Genomic DNA, 18,241 nt, shown 5'->3' with positions numbered 1-18,241 from the left:
GCAATGATAGATCGTTTTATTGTGAACTAATCTTCATTTATCTTAATTGGAAAAGAGGTTTTGAATCAATGAATAGCAATATTATTTGGGGGATAGTATTATTAGCGCTGAGTTTGTTTCTTAAGCCATTATTGGCGATTGTGGGGCTGAATGAAAGGTTGTTCGGATTGCACTGGCAAGGTGAAACTGTGTTTTCATTGAGTCCATTCTTAGTTCGGATTATTCTAGCAGTAATTGGGATTATCATGCTTATCATCGGCGGTATGCAAGTTGCAAAGCAGAAGAATAAATAGTTGAAAGGATTCTTTTGTTTGTAATTTTCACGATTTACGAAATGTGACACATCTGTCGGGTGACAAAAACATAGTAACATTAGAAGTCGCTAATTATGCGGCTTTTTATTTTTATGATATCAAGTTCTTGTCAAAACACAATGACAAGAACTTGATATCATTCCCGACGGATGACAAGAACTTTGTTACATTCCCGATATGCTCTCATCGGCAGCAGGCAAGTTTAAAATAAGCCACTTCTGTTAAACTAACTGGCAGGATAATGTAATATTCCATCATGCACCCGGCGAAATATTCGGTTGCATGTTCAGTTCTTGGGTAAATTAGCTCAATAAATTCTATAAATAAGATTATCTATGGTATAATATGTAAATATATTTTAAAAATACTAAAGCGTTATGAAATGGTGGACTAAACGAATGGAACGTACAATTCAATTAATGGAAACCCATTTAAATATCGATCTTGGAAATCCGCCCTTTTTAAAATTAGATAACGGGTTGCAAATTCCATACTCTTCGATTAAGGGGATAACAACAGGTAGACCCATACCAAATGCTTTCAAGCTTTATGGTGCTTCTTTTGGAGGAACAAGAAATGGATTATTTAGATTCAATGGAGGTTATCATCTCTACTTTTTTTATAATGAGGTTGATACCCTTCATTTTGACTTGAATAATTTTCTTGTTGGTAAATTTAAAATATCAAAGTTAATCATTGATGTTAAAAACCCTGAAGAAATAAGTAAAACTATCTCCGAAAGATTGACGTGATAATTCAATACCGAAAGGTCTACCGCACTGGCTTTTCTCAACTAACGGGCAGTTTAACACTAAAGCAGGATTTGGAAAATACTTGAGGAATACTTTCTAAAAGCATAAATGTTCGGAAAGTTGATGATTGAAATGAATAGGAATGATCCGAGAAAAATATATATTATTTATAAAGGGGTGTAAAAATGCCTTTTTTCATAGGAATCGTTCCACCTGAAGATTATAAAGAACAAATTTTGGTATTTCGTAATAAATGGGCTAAGACATTTCGAACTCGATGGGATAATAACGGATTTAGGGCTCCTGTGGAGCCTCATATTACTGTTAAACTCTCAAATGGACTTACGGAGGATATGGATTGGCTTGGAAGGGTAAGAGAAACTTGTTCTTCATTTCCAAACTTCCAGTTAACTTTGTCTGAACCAGGAACATTTGGAACAGCGGTTACATTCCTTAGCGTTGAATCGAAAGAGATATATAATCTACACAAGAATTTGGTAGATGCGGTTTCCCCACCGCCCGAACTTATTGACAGTAATATAGAGTTGGATAACTTCATTCCACATTTGACTTTGGGTCAAACAAAATGGGGCATGAATGAAGCAGAAATTATAGAAATGAAATTGGCTGCGAGAGAAGTATTACCTTCTTTTCCAAGCTTCGATGTAACATTCGTGCGGTTATTTGATATCAAAACAAACGTACCTTTAGAAGATATCAAACTTGCCAAGTTGTTCTAATCAGATCATTGAACTAACGGGACACTATAGCGCAATGACAAGAGGCTGCCAGCATCATCGGCAGTCCTTTTTCAACTAACGGACAGTTTTCTTTAATGGAAATATCCATAGTATGGATTATGTGGTAAGTTAAATAGAGATATTTATGATGACTAGGAGGTGATATTTCCCAATTGCAATAGTCTGTCGTGAATATAGATATGGTAAGAGGGATCTACGAAGGGTGTCGCAGATATTACGTTACATGAAATGCTCTTAAAATGAAAAACAGTAATGTGTTTAACATCAACGATAAATGTATAAAGTTCCAAAATAATTTATGGGCGGTGCAAAGAAAGTGAAAAAAAGGATTATATTATCTCTAGCATCAATGGATGATGTGGATTTCATTGTTGATAAAAAAACGAGTGTTTCTTTATGGCCCTACGAAGATTTTGTCTCATCTGATAAGGAAGCAGTCCGTAATAATGTAATAGAGAAAATTAATAGCGATTGGTACAAACAATACATAATTAGGTTTGATGACCACGAAAGAACACCTATTGGAGAAGTTCATATTCATTGGTATGTAAAAGATAGAGAAAGTTGGGAAATCGGTTATTGTATTTTTCCTGAATATCAAGGACAAGGATATTGTGTTGAAGGTGCAAAATTAGCTTTGAAATATGCTTTTGAAGATTGGAATGCGCATAAAGTAGTTGCTATGTGTAATGAATTTAATATTGCGTCATATAAAGTTCTTGAAAGATTAGGAATGCTCAAAGAAGGAGTGTTTAAGGATGAATTTTTGTGGCAAGGTAAATGGGTAAATCAATTCTTTTATAGTATTCTTGATAGTGAATATCGAAAAATATATTTATGAAATAACATACAAGAATAAAGATAACTAGAAATAGAAAGTGAAGTTTTTTCGAAGAAGAGAGCACTTCATGTAACATCGCATTTCAGCGGGCAGAGGCTAGCTCGGCCCTTGGTCCGGAGGAGGTATTTCGGAGAGGTAGAATCACCGGACACATTCAACCGGCCAAGTGGCGAAACCACCCGGCAACTTCGTTGCCTTAAGCCACTTGAACGTCGTGAATGCACAAACGTTAGGTGAAATTAATGTAATGCTGATAAATAAAAGATTTAATTCGGAGGAGTAAATGTTGAATGAAAGATCAGAAAAACGATGGGAAAAGATGAGAGCAAAAGGAAAAAGGCATTTTGTTGTAAATAGTGGTGTTCTAAGATGGGGATTGATTACAGCTGTTCTTTATTCTATCTTTGTTACTTATTTGAATAACGGCTTAGCTGGAATATTACTTAATGATTTTTTAAGAACTTTATTAATCGCTGTTATCGTGTTTTCAATCGGAGGATACTTCTGGGGTATATGGGTGTGGAAGTGGCAAGAAAAGAATCATAGGAAAGAGCAGTAAATAATAACGGCCATCAAAGTACTAAGAAGACATATATACCTGTTTAATACAATCAAAGAAATCCCTTAGTAATTCACAGAGGACAGTAACATCACAAAACACTGCATTCTTGCATCGTCGCATTCGGGTTTCAGTCTAAGTCTCGCAATTATTCAACTTTTATCACTCGGCATCGGGGTAGGATTTATTTATATTTTGTATCTTGTGATTAAAAACTAAGAAAGAAATAGTTACTTTCTTTGAACTAATGGGTAGTTTTCATTGAAGTAACGGGCAGGATAACGAAACTTAACTTGAGGAAAATCATCTAAGAATATAGACTTTTATATAGAAGCATTTATCCTTCAAAGAGGTGTGTTTATTGAGAAACGGGAAGTTACTATTCATTAGTGGTACTCTTTTAGTGCTTGCAGGTGGTGTGTTTTATGCAGTTGAACGATTTGGTGCATTTATTGCGATGGGGCTTGAGGCAGGAGGATTTGCCAGCAAACCTGGTACTGTCCCAACACATGGGATCTTAAGGACAACACTTTCAGATAACCAGCTGGTCGTACCTTTTTTAATCATTGGATCAGTTCTAATGGCTATTGGAATCCTATTAGAATTAGTAATTAAAAATCAAAAGTAATTTTAACCAACTTTTGAACTAACGGAGAACTTTACATTAGTGCAATAAATTGATTAAACCCTTCCATTTCAAGAGAACCTAGATCTAATAGGTTTATATAATTGGGAGGGTTTCTCTATGTACCTGAGTGAATTATGGAAGCTGTATGAAGTTGATAAACGGATTCAGGGATTCAGTCCGTACACATTAAAAGCCTACGCATTGCAAATAAAAATGCTGGTTGGCGAATTAGGTGATCTTGAGATTGAGGAAATCACTTTGCTAGAGCTTAAGGAATATTTAGCTAGACAATCCGGACGATTAAAGCCAAGCAGCTTAGGACATCGTATCAGATTTGTTCGCTCCCTTTTTCGCTTTGCGTATGAAGAAGGTTACCTTACGAAAAATCCCTCTCTTAAATTGAGGGAACCAAAGATGGATAAACGCATTCCGAAGTTTCTTATAGAAGAGGATGTGATTCATCTTAAGATTTCCTGTCTATCACATCGAGAACGAGCTTTGTTGGAATTTCTATATAGTTTTGGCTGCCGTGTTGGAGAGGTACAGAAAATAAATATTGAAGATCTTAACTGGGAAAATTGTTCAGCGATTGTAAATGGCAAGGGATCCAAATAAAGAGAAGTTTACTTTACCACCGAATGCAAGGTGTGGTTAAAAAAATACTTAAAGTGTCGCGAAGATTCCTGTAAAGCACTGTTTGTAACGGAAACACATCCTACCCGTCGAATGTCGATACCGACGATCAGATGGGCGTTAAAGCGGATAGCAAATCGGGGAGGGATTGAAGCTAATGTGTACCCGCACCGTTTTCGTCATACCTATGCATGTCAGCTATTGGATAATGGAGCACCCTTAGAATTCATTCAAGGGATGCTAGGGAATGAAAAAGCATCGACCACTCAGATATATGCTCAGCTCCGTGGAGAGCGAAGACGCGAGCTATATCGACGGTTCTTCTAGTGTCTTCAAGTCTAGGTAGCCAATTTGGATGGCTATCTTGACTAAACTAACGGGCAGTTTTCTCTAATGGAAATATCCATAGTATGGATTATGTGGTAAGTTAAATAGAGATATTTATGATGATTGGCAAGGAATAGTTTTCCATAATGTAATAAAGTCGGTCGTGAATATAGATATGGTAAGAGGGATCTGCGAAGGGTGTCGCAGATATTACGTTAGGTGAAATCAGTTGTAAAAATTATTGTTGAGGTGAATCATGGAAGAAGATATCATTCGAGTTGCAAGAACGCTCTCAGTTAGAGCAATATTAAAAGCTGGTCAAGTAGCACGTGATTACTTTGACAAAGGTATTGATCAACAGGAAAAGGATATCTATGGTGATATTGTTACTGATGTTGACCATAAAGCAGAGAAAATAATATTGGATGAAATCATGGATGTGTTTCCAGAACATCAAATCGATAGTGAAGAGAGTGGCAATAACGGCAAGACAAGTGATTGGCTTTGGATGATTGACCCATTGGATGGAACGAATAACTTTGCCATTGGTCTGCCGATTTTTTCAACATCAATAACATTGATGTATAGATCAGAGCCGGTATTAGGAGTCATTTATGAACCGCTAGTAAACCGACTCTATATGACAAGTAAAGAAGAAGGATCATTTTGTAATAATAAACAATTGCAAGTTAAGAAGAAAGAGGAGATAAAAAAAGGTACAATTGCTTGGATTCAGGGTCATAAGGTACAGAACCATGAGAAAGCTGTCAGATTACGCCAGCATTTAGATCTTCATTTTAAAAGAATGATAAGATTATGGGCTCCAACGTTGCAATGGTGCATGCTGGCTAAAGGAGATATAGATGGAATTGTATTATATAACTCAGAGGGAGATGATTTATACTCTGGGATATTAATGGTTAAAGAAGCAGGAGGAATTGTCATAGATTTTGAAGGCAACCCCTTTAATGGAATGAATGAAGAGCCATATGTAATTGCATGTCATCCAGAACATAAAGAATATTTTTTAAGAATAGTCAAAGAGGGATTGGGTTTAATCGAAGAGGTCAACTGACATCACCTAACAAAGCATCTGCGCTGCGGGGCGTTCGCCCCTTGGTTGTCAGGTGTATAATCTTAGGAGTTAGCTCAGACAACACACGACCCGGCCTAAGATAAGAGCTATCTAAGGCCGGGTCGCGTCGCAGATGCGGAAACGTTATACGACATCAACAGAAGTCACTTATTACTACGGGGGGCAATACGCAATTCCCAATTAATTTCAGGGAGTCTTTTAGATTAGCAGTGTAGTTTGTAATTTATTTTATAGTGTAGTAACTAGAGAATATATTTGGTATAAGTCTAAGGTTATAAGGAGGGAATGTAAATGAGCAAAATAAACTCTCATAATTGCAACCTAAATATATGGTATTATCTACCTGATGAAGTATGGGATAAAGTTTCTAAGATATATGAGAGTATGCCAGGTTGGATAGGTTATAAAAATGGAATTCCATATTGGTTTGGGTACGAAGAGGATGATGTTTTTATTGAGGCATCAGTTGAGCCTAGTGGATTATCATTTTATACACAGATGAATAATAACGATTGGATTTCTTGGATAGAAAGATTTAAATTGGAAGCGTCAAAAGTATTATGTTTTGATGTTGGTGAACCCGAAGATGGGTATATGTAACAGAAGACGGGTTAAACTCCACATATTGAAAATAATGAGTTTGAGAATGTAATTGAAATAAAGAAATGAAGGTAGCTCAGTTTGACCTCTTATAACACCGTATCTACGCTGCGGGGGCAAGCCCCCTTGATCTGCCCGAGGTATTTCGGAGAAGTCCAGGTCAGGAAGATAACCCTGCGAGGCTAAGTCCGTCGGACACGACGCGATGCGATGCGATGTGCCTTAAGCCTCTCGGGTTTGTAGATACAACAACGTTATACGCAATTCCTGAAGATCAAAAAAAGAAAAGTTATAAACATACTTCAATGCAACGACTGAATCGAATCATAAAAATGATCTAAAGGACTGATGAAAACTGATGGGAATAAATCTCAATAACCAAGTATTTCGTTATGAGGGCCAAGTTAATTATGTGAAAAATTTTAAAGAACAATCAACAGGTAAATTACAAATTACAGAAGATTATCTGTTATTTGAGTCATATAAAGTGACAATGAATCAGGAAACCTTTCGAATAAAATTAGATGAAATTCAAAAAATAGAAAAGCAAAAATCATTTTATATTATTCCAGATAAACTAAAGATTTATCTCAAGAATAATAAGGAATATGTGATTACTACATGGGATCAAGAGAAAATATACAAAACATTGAATAGAATAAAGTGAAAAATGAAGAAGAGAAAGTTTATAAATAACAAACGATTGTAAGTATTTCGAGAAGTCAGTAACTGCGTATAATCCTGCCAATATTGCGCCAAATAGCAAAAATAATGTAAGAAGAAAGGCCTAAGATACGAGCAATCTAAGGCGGGGATGTTTCGTGAAAGCCAAACGTTATAGGAAATCGGCGAGAAAGGAATAAAGAAATGGAAATCACATTTAAAACCATCTATCCAAGAGCAAAACTAAATATATTAACCATGATGTTATTTGAAGGATGTCTATTAACTATTTCTATTAATCAAGATAATCTATTAACGTACTTTATATCATTTTTGATGCTCATTGTCTTAGTTTATATTATTGCGATAATTAAACGGATGTTTTTCACTAAACTAAGCATTACTTTGGAAACAGATTATGTAATATCCTCAAACGGTAAGAAGTATGAATCATCTCGAATTGAAAGTATTTATATGAGCTACAAGAGGATTGGATCTAAAGTGCAGGGTAAGCGATTGGTTCCTATGGATTTGTGTTTTTATTTTGATAAGAGCCAGGAAATGAAAGGATTAGAGAAATTAAATGAATGGGCAGAACATAACAAAAAAGAAGTAAAAAATAAATTTTTCCAAACATTAATGTAGCATATTCGATGGGGCCGCCGACATCCGATAACATTGCATTACCACAGCGGTCACTACGCTTCCTTGGTCACCAAGAGGAATTTCGTAGAAGTTGATTCAGGTGACACATCCAACCAGCTAAGTGGCAGAGCCACCCGGACCTTCGATCCTTAGCCGTGTGGATGTCAGAAATACGCAACATTATGTGCAATCATTGAGGGAGGAAGAATATGAAAGAAAATTTAAGTGACAATGAATATCAAATTAGCCTACCGTATTTGGGTGCCAAATACTCGTCATTTTTTAGTTTGATGATGATTCTTTCAATATTGATTAATGATTTAGGACGAAAGAAAGAAGTGTACTTCGTTATAGTAATAGCAATAATCATTGCAGTTGGAATATTCATGATTAAAGAAATTAGGAAGAAACGTATAATAATTATAGAAGAAAAAAATTTGATAATTGATGGTTTGCCTCTGGAAGCTAATGAAATAAAATCCACCAAAATAAATAGATATTGCATAGAATTTGAAACCAATAAGAAACGCTGGTCTCAACGTATAATAAGATTTGATTTTAAAGGTATAGACAAAGAAACTCATAGAAATACGTTAAAAGCGTGGTTAAGGCGACAAAACATCAGAACTAAACAGGATTTGTAAGAAATTTATAGAGGGCCAATAACTTTACATAATGGGGGTATTGCAATGCGGATTTTTGAAATCTTATTTTTATTTCTTACTATAGTGCTATTAGTAATAGGGATTAAAAAGAAAAACAAAATCATTATTAGTCTAGGCTCATTAAGCTGTATTTTGCTATTAGCATATGCCGTCCCTGATTTTGTTAAAGGTTTTATTAATGGATGGAATAGTTAAATGCAAACCTTAGAAATTAGCTTTTGATATGCCTAGGATTTAGCTTCCATATATATAAAGACCACAGAGGCATAACGCCAATGTGGCCTTTATTTTGATTTAATGAAACATATTTATAACCCTCGAAACATGTTCAACATCTGCAAAAGGCACCCACGTGGGACCTTCTTTCGTTCTAATTTTGGCACGATTAGAGGTGGTGAATACTTCTGCCACTCCGGTTATTATCTCTCCATTGTGGAGCCTTACAGCGACTTTCTGATTACTTGCTACAGCTAAGCGCAATTCACCCTTCACATTCATCTAATCCCTCCGCTCGTTTATTAGATATCCTATTCTTCATTCTGTTTGAAAAGCCTTCTTTAGGATATTATAGCTTCAAAACTGTAGGAATTTTCGCAATCCGAAAGCATCGTCTGAATACGCCGCTAACCTTAATTGGTCGGCGGCGTATTGTATGTTCGTGATTAAGCTAAGGGGCAGTTTTCTTTAATAAGTCACGAGTCGTCAATGGTAAAATTTGCTCCTGAGGATTGTGATATTTGGAGGTCTATAATCATGAGATTAAGTTGTGAATCAATCATGTTACAACTGCCTAATACAGGGTATATTGACGCAAAGTTAAAGGGGATGTCCTACGACCATCAAAAGACCCTGCAGGATTGTGCACTAAATGTCGGGAAGGGAATTACCTTCTCTGCTATGCTTTGAGTAACGAGGGGAGGCGATAATCATGAATATGCTGGCGCAACTGAACAAATCTTTAAGCTATATTGAGGAGAATCTTACTGATCGTGTGGACTATCAGGAGGCAGCGAAAATTGCCTGCTGTTCGGAATATCATTTTACACGGATGTTCTCATTCCTTGCAGGCATTACTCTGTCGGAATACATCCGCCGAAGACGCCTAACTTTGGCAGCACTCGAGCTAAGCCACAGTGACATCAAGATCATCGATGCTGCGATGAAATACGGATATACCTCGCCGGATTCCTTTACTAGGGCTTTTCAAAGCATGCATGGGATTACTCCCTCGGAAGCCCGGATCCATGGACAGTCCCTCAAAGCCTTCCCGCGGATGACGTTTCAACTAACTATCAAAGGAGGAAGTGAAATGAACTACCGAATTGAAGACAAAGAGGCTTTTCGCATAGTGGGGATCAAAAAAAGAGTGCCAATAGTATTTCAGGGGGTGAATCCGGAGATTGCATCGATGTTTGAAGGACTTACACCAGAAACAATTGATAAGATTAAGGGCTTTTCGAATGTTCAGCCTTCAGGACTAATCAGTGCTTCCACGAATTTCAGTGAAGGGCGAATGGAGGAGAAAGGAGAGCTTGATCATTACATCGGGGCGGCCACAACGAATGAAGCACGAGATGGCTTCGCCCAGCTGGAGGTGTCAGCCTCTACATGGGCTGTATTCACAGCCATTGGCCCTTTTCCAAGTGCGCTTCAAGAGATCTGGGGACGCATTTATTCCGAATGGTTTCCGTCTTCAGAATATGAGCTAAGCGAAGGGCCTGAAATACTCTGGAATGAGCAGAAAGTTGTAGCATCGCCGCAATTTAAAAGCGAAATATGGATACCCATTAAAAAGAAATAAGCAGCGTTTGTTGAAGTAACGGGTAACATTAGTGGAAGCTGCGATCTTCCGAAAACCGGATTCCCTTATAGAGTAAAGGGAATCCGGTTTTTTCATGCAAGAATCGCTGACGACGCTTTCACTTGTTGGGATCATTTTTAAACAAGACACCTTAATAATAATTGTCCAAACATGTCGGAGAACATGAACATATATAGATAATAATCCGCGCCCAGCGCGGTTATTTTATTTTAACTATATAAGTTCTTGTCTTTTGCTCGGGACAAGAATTTATATAGTTAGCCGTGTTATTTACTTATATTTTCTTTGTTACCGAATTCTAATTCGGAAGGATATTTATATCCAAGGTTACCGCGTGTTAAGAACAGAATAATCAAAGCGAATAATCCTAATCCTATACCGACAGATAAATCTAAATTTTTCAAAACTGGATTGGCAAGATACGGCTGTATTAAGCTAAATGTATTTAAGCTCGCATGAACCAGCATGACGATAAATAGGTTACCCTGATTGCAGTTATACACCCACGTGAGAATAATCGAAGTTGATAAGCATATCACGATAAAAATAGGCAAATTAAAATAGAGAAGTGATAGGTCAGAACCAGGTCCGCCTTTTTGTGCCGACGTTAAAAAATGCGGTAGATGCCAAAACGCCCACAAAATACCAAGGAGCAGCGTTGCTTTTAAGGGTCCAAATTGGAATTGCATCCGTGGCAGAGCAAATCCTCTCCATCCGATTTCTTCAGGGAAAGGTCCTCCAGTAAAGAAAACCACAACCAAATAAATGGGATAAGTCGCAAAAAATTGAAAAGTAAGACCGTGGAAAGTAGGCACCCCTCCGTTTAATAGTACTATTCCCAAAAACATGACAGCAGGAATTACTAAAAGGGCAAATATATACCATTTCAATCCGACTCTTACCTGTCTGATGCTTTTTATTATGTTTTGCCATGCTTCCTTGCCTTCAAGAGTCCGAATCATAATATAAGATGAAAGCATAGGACCTATGAATGCATTGGCAACAAAGAAAATAGAAAACCATTTCTTATCAGGGAGAATATTCCATTGAGATAAGATAAAAGGGATTAATATAATCCACGAGAATAGATATGCCATGAAAAAAAATGACGTTAACGGTCGGGCTTCTAAATATTTCTTTAGACCCGACGATGTATCATTTGTTTCTGATAAAGAATTCAATATAACCACCCTTTCTATTATAAAAGACTCGATATGTATTAATTCTTTATGATGTTTTAAGAAACCTTTCTAAAAGAAGATATTTTTACCAAATTTTAAATATAAATCTAATGTTTTATGAATAACGGTTGATTCCCGTTTAATATATCAAGTGAATCCTTAGGTATCCTAACGATTAGATGATTAAAAAATGATAATATGAAATTAAATTATAGAAAAATGCCGATGTTTCCAAGATGATGTGAAATCTACAATAAATCATTTTTATGGGCTGCGAAATAAGGATTAATTCCCCAAACTTTGTTCAACTATACCAGCTATTAGCTTGTCAATATTACCGTTAAAGTGAAGCCATATCATGTGATATAGTTAAAATAAATATGCCAAATAACCCTCCAGTTCAAGCAACGATTTGGAAGGTTAAACCAATTAAATTGGTTAAGCCGGACGGAATGCCTTCTTACTTTTCAAGATGGCATATAGCCAATGAACTAGCTTATTTGCACATGCGACCAATGCCACTTTATGTGGTTTTCCCTCGGTTCTTTTGCGTTCGTAAAATTCTTTGAGCCGAGTGTTTCAAGAACGGATAAGTCCACATTGAACAGCCATCACAGCGCGTAACGCAGCTGCCTAGAACCTCGTTTCGTGATTCGATTTCGAGTTGCTGGAAACTTACCTGAAGCAAAGACACTTGGGTCAATGCCTGCAAAGGCGACTAGCTTTTTAGGATGATCAAATCGGTCGACTTCTCCAATTTCCGATAAAATTGTTGCCGCAATTTTATGTCCAATACCGGGAATTGACTGAATTAAATCAAATTCTTCAATTTCTTCAGCCAGAGCATCTATGTTCTGTTCCAATCCTGTAAGATGCTCTTGGTACTGAAGAATGAGGGTAATAAGGACTTTTAAATTAATTAAGTGGCTTGCGCTGAAATGGGTTTTGTTTTGCCGCATCTAGCAGCCGTTGAACGCGTTGGTTAATCCAGTCCTCTGAACGTCCTCGTTTCGAAGAAAGAAGTTCTTTCATTTCAATTTTGAGTGTATCTTCGTCCGTCTTCAATACCGAATATGAGGTTGGGAATTCACTTAAAAACCGTAGCGAAATACCTGAATACATAGATCCAAAGACACCTTTGTAAGCAGGGAAAACTTGATCTAAAACAGCTTGGAATTGCAGTTTAGTCTGTACACACATCTTTGAAAGAGACTCATATTGCCTTGTTAGATAGCGTAGATTGAGCAGTTGCACACCCCTTTTTTTAAAAGGTTCAAACTCTTCTTTGTAGTACAACTCACCCAACAGATAAGCGTCAGCAGCATCCGTCTTACTTTACGAAGCTGAGACTTCCTAAGCCGATTTGAGATGAGCGGATTAATGACAATGTAAATATAGTGATGCTCCTCTAGGAACTGAACAACGGGGCTTTGGTAATGTCCGGTTGCTTCTAGAATAAGTAAAGGACGTTGTTTGGATACAGACTCAACGTCCTTTAAAACTTGATGGAGATTCGCTAGACCATCACGAGTGTGTTGGAAATGGAACGTCCCTCTGAATGGGTTTCCGTGCTCTAAAAAGGCTTGTCTATGGCTTTCTCCTTTAGAAATATCTAGACCGATAACTGGATTCATTTCATCTCTGGCAGCCCCTACGTTTTCCTCTTGTCGCTCCATAGCATCGCGGGATCTTACGTCCCAACCAGCCTCAATCATGGTCATGACAAGTAGGGGTGAACATTATAGCGCTCGGGATCAAGTCCCACGGGCAGCATAGTTGAAGATCAATTACGGTGAGCCGTACCATATTGGTGGTTGGGGTTAAAACAATTACCTTTTCTACAAAATTGTTATTTTTACAGTTTGGAATCAAGTACGGTTATTTCAGTTCCTCCACCGTTCTCTCTTGCGGCTCTTTTTTCGGCGGATCGAGCCTGGGAACTTCTCAAACGCAGTGGGCATAAGCTGATAATATATGTTATTTTGAGAGGATGTCTTGTACATGTTTACTTATCTCCAAGAAATTCATCAATTCCCCTATTCCGATTATAGTTTTATGCCCCGCGGTTATTATAACTCCCCTTATTCTGAAAGATGGTGGTTCTGGAGCAATGGTGCCCTCGAATCGGATGAAAGATACCGTTTACCTGCACAGCAACGGCTTACCTTCGTGCTTGTGCATGGTTCTTGGGCTGACGCTCACTTCTGGGACTGCGTAGCGGCGGTGCTGCGCAGTCAAGGGCATGCCGTCTATACGCCGGAATACGCAGGTCACGGCAAAGATCCGATCAAAGATGTCACGCATGCGATGATCACGAAGTCCGTCGTTGATTTTATAACGAAACTGAACCTACACAACTTCGTTCTCGTCGGGCACAGCTTCGGCGGAACTGTCATCCAAAAGGTTGCAGAACAGGTGCCGGATCGCATCAAGCGCCTCGTCTTCTGGGACGCGTTTGTACTGAAAGATGGCGAATCTGTTGCAGACGAGTTGTCGCCCCAAACGAGACAAGGTTTCGAGCAACTCAGAGCCAGCTCGAAGGATGATACGATCATGCTTCCGTTTCCACTGTTTCGGGATTTGTTCGTCAATACGGCCACATTGGAGGAAGCCAGATGGATGTATGCAGGCGTTACTCCGGAACCGGCTAGACCGCTTTTCGAGAAGCTGGATCTTAAAGTGTTCTATAAGTTGCCTATACCGAAAAGTTATGTGTATTTTTTCCAAGACAATGCATTGCCACAAGGAGAGGGATTCGGCTGGAATCCGCATATGTCCTCACGGCTCGGCCAGTTCCGCCTTATCGTCGGCGACGGGGACCACTTTACGGATACTCGCACAAGGCCGGACATGGTGGCGCAGAAGTTTTACGAGGCGAGCCGGGACTGACGTGCTGTAAGAGCATTTTATTGTGAGGCCAGAGCAAGATCGATCCGTAATCCGCCAAGATTCGTGAATTGATCGAAAAGGAAACAAGAGGTGTTCAAAAAAAGGCAATCCTTTGCAGGGTGTCTTTAATATAGAATTAACGGAAGTAGTAGGAACAACTAGGCAGTGATTATACACGTGATTAAGCTAACGGAACAGATAGTTCAATGAGAACAGGCTGCCAGCATCATCGGTAGTCCTTTTTCAACAAACGGGAAGTTATGCGCAAAAGGCATTGAAAATAAAGATATACAATCACGAACGAATGTTCTAATATTTAGGATATAAATTATTATTCCTAGGGGGAATTTGTTAGTGATCACGCGTGTAACGACTCCATTTAGTTATTCATCTGCTGTTGTAGCTGGGGATTATGTTTTTCTCGGGTTACATCGAGGATTTGGCGAAAAATTTACAGAACAGATTCATGATACTTTTTTTCACTTAAAGAATACGCTTCTGGAAGTCGACGTTCCAATACATAATATCGTAAAAGTAAATGTTTATCTCAAGGACATTAAGGACTTGCCTGAAATGGAACGATTTTTTTGCGAATATTTCGACACAGATAAGTTTCCTGCAAGAATGACTTCAACTACAGACTTTATTGACTCAGATTGTCTTATGATGATAGATGGAATAGCGTACAAAAGATTAAACTCCCTCAATATGATTTAGTTTTCTCACTCAGGCTCATGAATTCGCAGGATTTCACCTTTAGCTAAGTGTCAGATAAGAAGGAGACAGAGGAGTCGGTAGTTTTGGAACACCTGAAAGGGCATGCAGGAATAAAGATGAGGGAATATCATCCAATTTGATCCATATCCTGCACGTCTCCATGTCGCCCCTAGTGATTTTCACTCCCATGTCTCGACGGGTCCAAGCCCTTTCATTCCTTCGTCACATCTAACTAAGGGGTGGAGGTCGGTTTTTCTAACGGAACGGGTCCGAGCCCTTTTGTTTAATGCCTCCCGATACTCCGTGCTTCTGTTGATCCTGCGAATGCATCAGCTGGCGAAATAACGCGTTTAAGCGACTTGTGGAAATATTTTAACTGAGCTATATGCTTCGCTGCTCTTGGCTAGGCCAACAAGCATTCGGGCCACTTTACCACATAATTTCATAATGGATTTCATTTTCTTGAGCTTTTTCACGTCTACATTGTAGTGGTGCAGGGCTCTAACATCCGGATTGGTCATGACCATACACATCGTCATAAGATAGAGAAAGCGTCGGAGACGGGGGCGGCCGCGCTTGCTAAGCACCATTTTCCCACGCCATTTCCCGGAACTGGCCTCAGCCAGGTTTAGACCCGCATGACGAAGCAAGGCATTTCCGTGTGCGTAACCACTAAGATCACCAGCTTCTCCTAACACACCGGCTAGACTGGTTACATTTATACCTCGAATGGAAAGTAACTTTTGGGCATAGGGAATGCGCTCCAATACGAGATGTACTTCGTGTTCAATCTGCTCAAGCTGGCGCTGAGCCAAATCGTATTCTTCGAGCAGTTGACCCAAGTGCAACTTGTAGGCATGTAGCGCCTTTGTAGCACCAACGCTACGTTTAGCCAGTGCAATAAGCTGCTCAGCCCGCCGCAAACCCGCATGACGCTTCACATATTGCTTCCAACCTGCAATGACTTGCTCCGTAGTTAATTGGCTAATTTCCTTTGGAAAAGGAAAAAGCCTTAAGGTGGCAATGGCACTGGTGCAGGTGAGAATTTTAAAGACATGTCGAAGTTCTGGAAACACAATATCTACCCAGCGATGAATCTGGTTAACGGCACTGTTAAGGCGTTTGGTAACCGTGTCCCGATTGGCCATGAGAATCCGCAGTTCCTCGTATGTTTCCGGGTTGAACCTTACGGGAGAATAGTAGCCGTTCTTGACCATATCCGCGATAACGAGCGCGTCTTTGCGGTCGCTTTTCGATAGGGTATTGTCGCGATTTTCTTTGTTTTTTTTAACGAGGTGGGGATTCACGAGAACAGTTTCAATTCCTTGGCCTGAGAGCCAGCGAGCCAGGCTCAGCCAGTAATGGCCGGTGGGTTCCATACCAACAATGATTTTGCTCAGCTTGTAAGACTTGAGTAGATCTTGAATCCAACGACAGAATAGTTGAAAGCCCTCGTCATAGCTACCGAACTCTAGCGGCGAACCCAAAGCAATTCCTCGAAAGCTAACCGCACGAGCGACGTGAGACTCCTGGGCAATATCTACACCGACAACAAGATGCAAAGAAGAAATGTTTTCAATGAGTTGATTTTGTTTATCCTGAGATTTAAACTTCATAGATGAGCGACCTCCTAGTGGTGAGATTTTAGGGCTGCAACCCGTTACCAACTCCCATATTACAGAGGCGCTCTATTTTATTCAAAGTCCAAATTAATGACTCTACAGGAATTCTAACGGGACGCGTTAGTTTAATAAAGACAAGACGTCAGCCGGCCAGAAATCGTCTACCATTTTTCATTGAAGTAACGGGCAGGATAGTACGGTGGCGATTAATTATCTTTGCAAAAGCTTCCCTTTTCCACGTTTGACTCTGTATGATAGTACAAAGAAGATTTATCAAGGGGATTAATCTTTTAATAAATTAGAAATACGGAGGTTGAGTAATGCTAAACAAAATTGTCCCATATGAAGAAAACTATCATGATAATTTAATAGATATTTGGTACAAGGCTGTGTGTCATACACACACATTTTTGACTGATGAGGATATTGAATTTTATCATCAGATGCTTCAAAAGGGAGCACTAAATGAAGTTGAGATTTGGTTGGAATTGAACGAAAATAAAGTACCGACAGGGTTTATTGGGCTTGACGGAACAAAGATAGAGATGCTATTCGTAGATCCCAAATATCACGGAAGGGGTATAGGTAGTCGATTGATAAAACATGCCGAAAAATTAAAAGGCAGCAATCTCCAGGTTGATGTGAATGAGCAAAACGATGGAGCGTACACATTCTATAAACGGTTTGGTTTTGTACAGATAGGACGATCGGAATTGGACAGTTCAGGACGACCTTTCCCCTTACTTCATCTAGTAATAAAAAGTTAAGCTCCCATGAAAATTAAATTAGCTCAAAACCTGAAAAAGAGCAAAATAAAGTAGACCCAGAATAACACTTTATAAAAAAAGCTGAGCCTCGTGAGTAATCCATATAGAACTTGTAAGATCTTTAAAAAAAGCAAAAATATCTTTGACAACAAACATAAAGGCAGGGCTGGTGCAACAACCAAAAAAGGATTAATCTCCCATGAGTGCAACCCATATAGGGCGCGACATTCTGTGATGCACCGCTGTTCTGTTCTTGCGCTGCATGTATGGCTAACGGGTAACGATAGGGAAATATAAAATTACTTATGTAATAATCTGTTATAATTATATCGATGAAGGAGTTGATATAATGTTAGATGAAAACAAACCGTTCTCTCATTCAGCGGATCCTTATGGGTCTAAAGCTAACTTTGATATGAATGAAAAGAAACTCCATTCTCAAGGTGTTTCTGGTCTTTTTCGTCAAATTACAAATTTGCTTATTTTAGTTGGAATCCTAGCCCTTATTGTTATTTTGGTTAAAATATTTTGATTATTGGCATATATATATTTGTAAGCTTTAAGCGATAAAATGGCTAGAACGTTGAAGGTTTTAACCATCAACGTTCTTTTAGGTTTATATCAACTAGATAGGGGAGGACTAGAGCTATGTCAAGTGGCGATAATTGAACTAACGGAACCTTATAGCGTAATGACAACAGATTTTCGATAACATTGGCAGCCTTATCAGCTAAAGTGCAGTTTAGTTAAACAAGAAAT

General features: G+C 38.6%; 20 protein-coding genes and 2 pseudogenes. 18 read left to right on the top strand and 4 right to left on the bottom strand.

Features of this window, described 5'->3' with window-relative positions; genetic code table 11:
• The 12 genes and pseudogenes from PGLA_RS18955 to PGLA_RS18895 all read left to right on the top strand — a co-directional run.
• A partial coding sequence (locus PGLA_RS18955) for a hypothetical protein (protein ID WP_245700150.1) occupies positions 1 to 293 on the top strand: 293 nt, incomplete at its 5' end.
• A 419-nt stretch (positions 294 to 712) separates the two neighbouring features.
• On the top strand, positions 713 to 1,066 hold the full coding sequence (locus PGLA_RS18950; protein ID WP_068535889.1) for a hypothetical protein: 354 nt from the start codon (positions 713 to 715) through the stop codon (positions 1,064 to 1,066).
• Positions 1,067 to 1,251: 185 nt separating this feature from the next.
• Complete coding sequence (locus PGLA_RS18945; RefSeq protein WP_068535887.1) at positions 1,252 to 1,806, top strand: 2'-5' RNA ligase family protein; 555 nt, start codon at positions 1,252 to 1,254, stop codon at positions 1,804 to 1,806.
• 319 nt (positions 1,807 to 2,125) lie between these two features.
• Positions 2,126 to 2,668 carry a GNAT family N-acetyltransferase gene (locus PGLA_RS18940; RefSeq protein ID WP_068535885.1) on the top strand — a complete coding sequence of 181 codons (543 nt, stop codon included), beginning with the start codon at positions 2,126 to 2,128 and terminating at the stop codon, positions 2,666 to 2,668.
• A 283-nt stretch (positions 2,669 to 2,951) separates the two neighbouring features.
• Positions 2,952 to 3,227: a hypothetical protein gene (locus PGLA_RS18935; protein ID WP_084411271.1), complete on the top strand. Its 276-nt coding sequence runs from the start codon at positions 2,952 to 2,954 to the stop codon at positions 3,225 to 3,227.
• 361 nt (positions 3,228 to 3,588) lie between these two features.
• Entirely contained in the window at positions 3,589 to 3,855 is a 267-nt protein-coding gene (locus tag PGLA_RS18930; RefSeq protein ID WP_068535883.1) for a hypothetical protein, read from the top strand.
• A gap of 117 nt (positions 3,856 to 3,972) precedes the next feature.
• Positions 3,973 to 4,815 (top strand): annotated as a pseudogene (locus tag PGLA_RS29820) (tyrosine-type recombinase/integrase).
• Between the two features lie 256 nt (positions 4,816 to 5,071).
• Positions 5,072 to 5,890 carry an inositol monophosphatase family protein gene (locus tag PGLA_RS18915; RefSeq protein WP_068535881.1) on the top strand — a complete coding sequence of 273 codons (819 nt, stop codon included), beginning with the start codon at positions 5,072 to 5,074 and terminating at the stop codon, positions 5,888 to 5,890.
• 312 nt (positions 5,891 to 6,202) lie between these two features.
• Positions 6,203 to 6,511 carry a hypothetical protein gene (locus PGLA_RS18910; protein WP_068535879.1) on the top strand — a complete coding sequence of 103 codons (309 nt, stop codon included), beginning with the start codon at positions 6,203 to 6,205 and terminating at the stop codon, positions 6,509 to 6,511.
• 358 nt (positions 6,512 to 6,869) lie between these two features.
• Entirely contained in the window at positions 6,870 to 7,178 is a 309-nt protein-coding gene (locus PGLA_RS18905) for a GRAM domain-containing protein (RefSeq protein WP_068535877.1), read from the top strand.
• 200 nt (positions 7,179 to 7,378) lie between these two features.
• Entirely contained in the window at positions 7,379 to 7,819 is a 441-nt protein-coding gene (locus PGLA_RS18900) for a hypothetical protein (RefSeq protein ID WP_068535875.1), read from the top strand.
• Between the two features lie 209 nt (positions 7,820 to 8,028).
• On the top strand, positions 8,029 to 8,463 hold the full coding sequence (locus PGLA_RS18895) for a hypothetical protein (RefSeq protein ID WP_068535873.1): 435 nt from the start codon (positions 8,029 to 8,031) through the stop codon (positions 8,461 to 8,463).
• Positions 8,464 to 8,778: 315 nt separating this feature from the next.
• On the opposite strand, the gene PGLA_RS18890 is transcribed toward PGLA_RS18895, so the two are convergent.
• Positions 8,779 to 8,982 carry a hypothetical protein gene (locus PGLA_RS18890; RefSeq protein ID WP_068535871.1) on the bottom strand — a complete coding sequence of 68 codons (204 nt, stop codon included), beginning with the start codon at positions 8,980 to 8,982 and terminating at the stop codon, positions 8,779 to 8,781.
• A gap of 255 nt (positions 8,983 to 9,237) precedes the next feature.
• Here PGLA_RS18890 and PGLA_RS28150 point away from each other — a divergent pair, with 255 nt between their 5' ends.
• Both PGLA_RS28150 and PGLA_RS18885 read left to right on the top strand, forming a co-directional pair.
• The gene (locus PGLA_RS28150) at positions 9,238 to 9,390 is read left to right on the top strand and encodes a hypothetical protein (protein WP_161487956.1); all 153 of its coding nucleotides are present in this window, start codon (positions 9,238 to 9,240) and stop codon (positions 9,388 to 9,390) included.
• 22 nt (positions 9,391 to 9,412) lie between these two features.
• Positions 9,413 to 10,285, top strand: a complete 873-nt coding sequence (locus tag PGLA_RS18885) for an AraC family transcriptional regulator (RefSeq protein ID WP_068535869.1) — start codon at positions 9,413 to 9,415, stop codon at positions 10,283 to 10,285.
• A gap of 287 nt (positions 10,286 to 10,572) precedes the next feature.
• Here PGLA_RS18885 and PGLA_RS18880 read toward each other — a convergent pair whose 3' ends face one another.
• The gene (locus PGLA_RS18880) at positions 10,573 to 11,490 is read right to left on the bottom strand and encodes a CPBP family intramembrane glutamic endopeptidase (RefSeq protein WP_068535891.1); all 918 of its coding nucleotides are present in this window, start codon (positions 11,488 to 11,490) and stop codon (positions 10,573 to 10,575) included.
• Positions 11,491 to 11,925: 435 nt separating this feature from the next.
• Positions 11,926 to 13,121 (bottom strand): annotated as a pseudogene (locus PGLA_RS18875) (IS110 family RNA-guided transposase).
• Positions 13,122 to 13,488: 367 nt separating this feature from the next.
• Here PGLA_RS18875 and PGLA_RS18870 point away from each other — a divergent pair.
• On the top strand, positions 13,489 to 14,376 hold the full coding sequence (locus tag PGLA_RS18870; protein WP_068535866.1) for an alpha/beta fold hydrolase: 888 nt from the start codon (positions 13,489 to 13,491) through the stop codon (positions 14,374 to 14,376).
• Between the two features lie 354 nt (positions 14,377 to 14,730).
• Complete coding sequence (locus PGLA_RS18865; RefSeq protein WP_068535864.1) at positions 14,731 to 15,093, top strand: RidA family protein; 363 nt, start codon at positions 14,731 to 14,733, stop codon at positions 15,091 to 15,093.
• 350 nt (positions 15,094 to 15,443) lie between these two features.
• Here the strand turns inward: PGLA_RS18865 and PGLA_RS18860 are convergent, their stop codons facing one another.
• Positions 15,444 to 16,709, bottom strand: coding sequence for an IS110 family RNA-guided transposase (locus PGLA_RS18860; protein ID WP_068535862.1), 1,266 nt, complete (start codon positions 16,707 to 16,709; stop codon positions 15,444 to 15,446).
• A gap of 326 nt (positions 16,710 to 17,035) precedes the next feature.
• Here PGLA_RS18860 and PGLA_RS18855 point away from each other — a divergent pair, with 326 nt between their 5' ends.
• Together PGLA_RS18855 and PGLA_RS18850 are read left to right on the top strand one after the other, a co-directional pair.
• Positions 17,036 to 17,482, top strand: coding sequence for a GNAT family N-acetyltransferase (locus PGLA_RS18855; RefSeq protein WP_068535860.1), 447 nt, complete (start codon positions 17,036 to 17,038; stop codon positions 17,480 to 17,482).
• A 349-nt stretch (positions 17,483 to 17,831) separates the two neighbouring features.
• Positions 17,832 to 18,014 (top strand): hypothetical protein, encoded by a 183-nt coding sequence (locus tag PGLA_RS18850; RefSeq protein WP_068535858.1) that lies wholly within the window; start codon positions 17,832 to 17,834, stop codon positions 18,012 to 18,014.
• Positions 18,015 to 18,241: the final 227 nt, after the last annotated feature.

The sequence above is a fragment of the Paenibacillus glacialis genome (assembly GCF_001637205.1).
GTDB lineage: Bacteria > Bacillota > Bacilli > Paenibacillales > Paenibacillaceae > Paenibacillus_AQ > Paenibacillus_AQ glacialis.
Note: the sequence above shows the minus strand (reverse complement) of the source record. Positions and strands in the feature narration are given on the sequence as shown.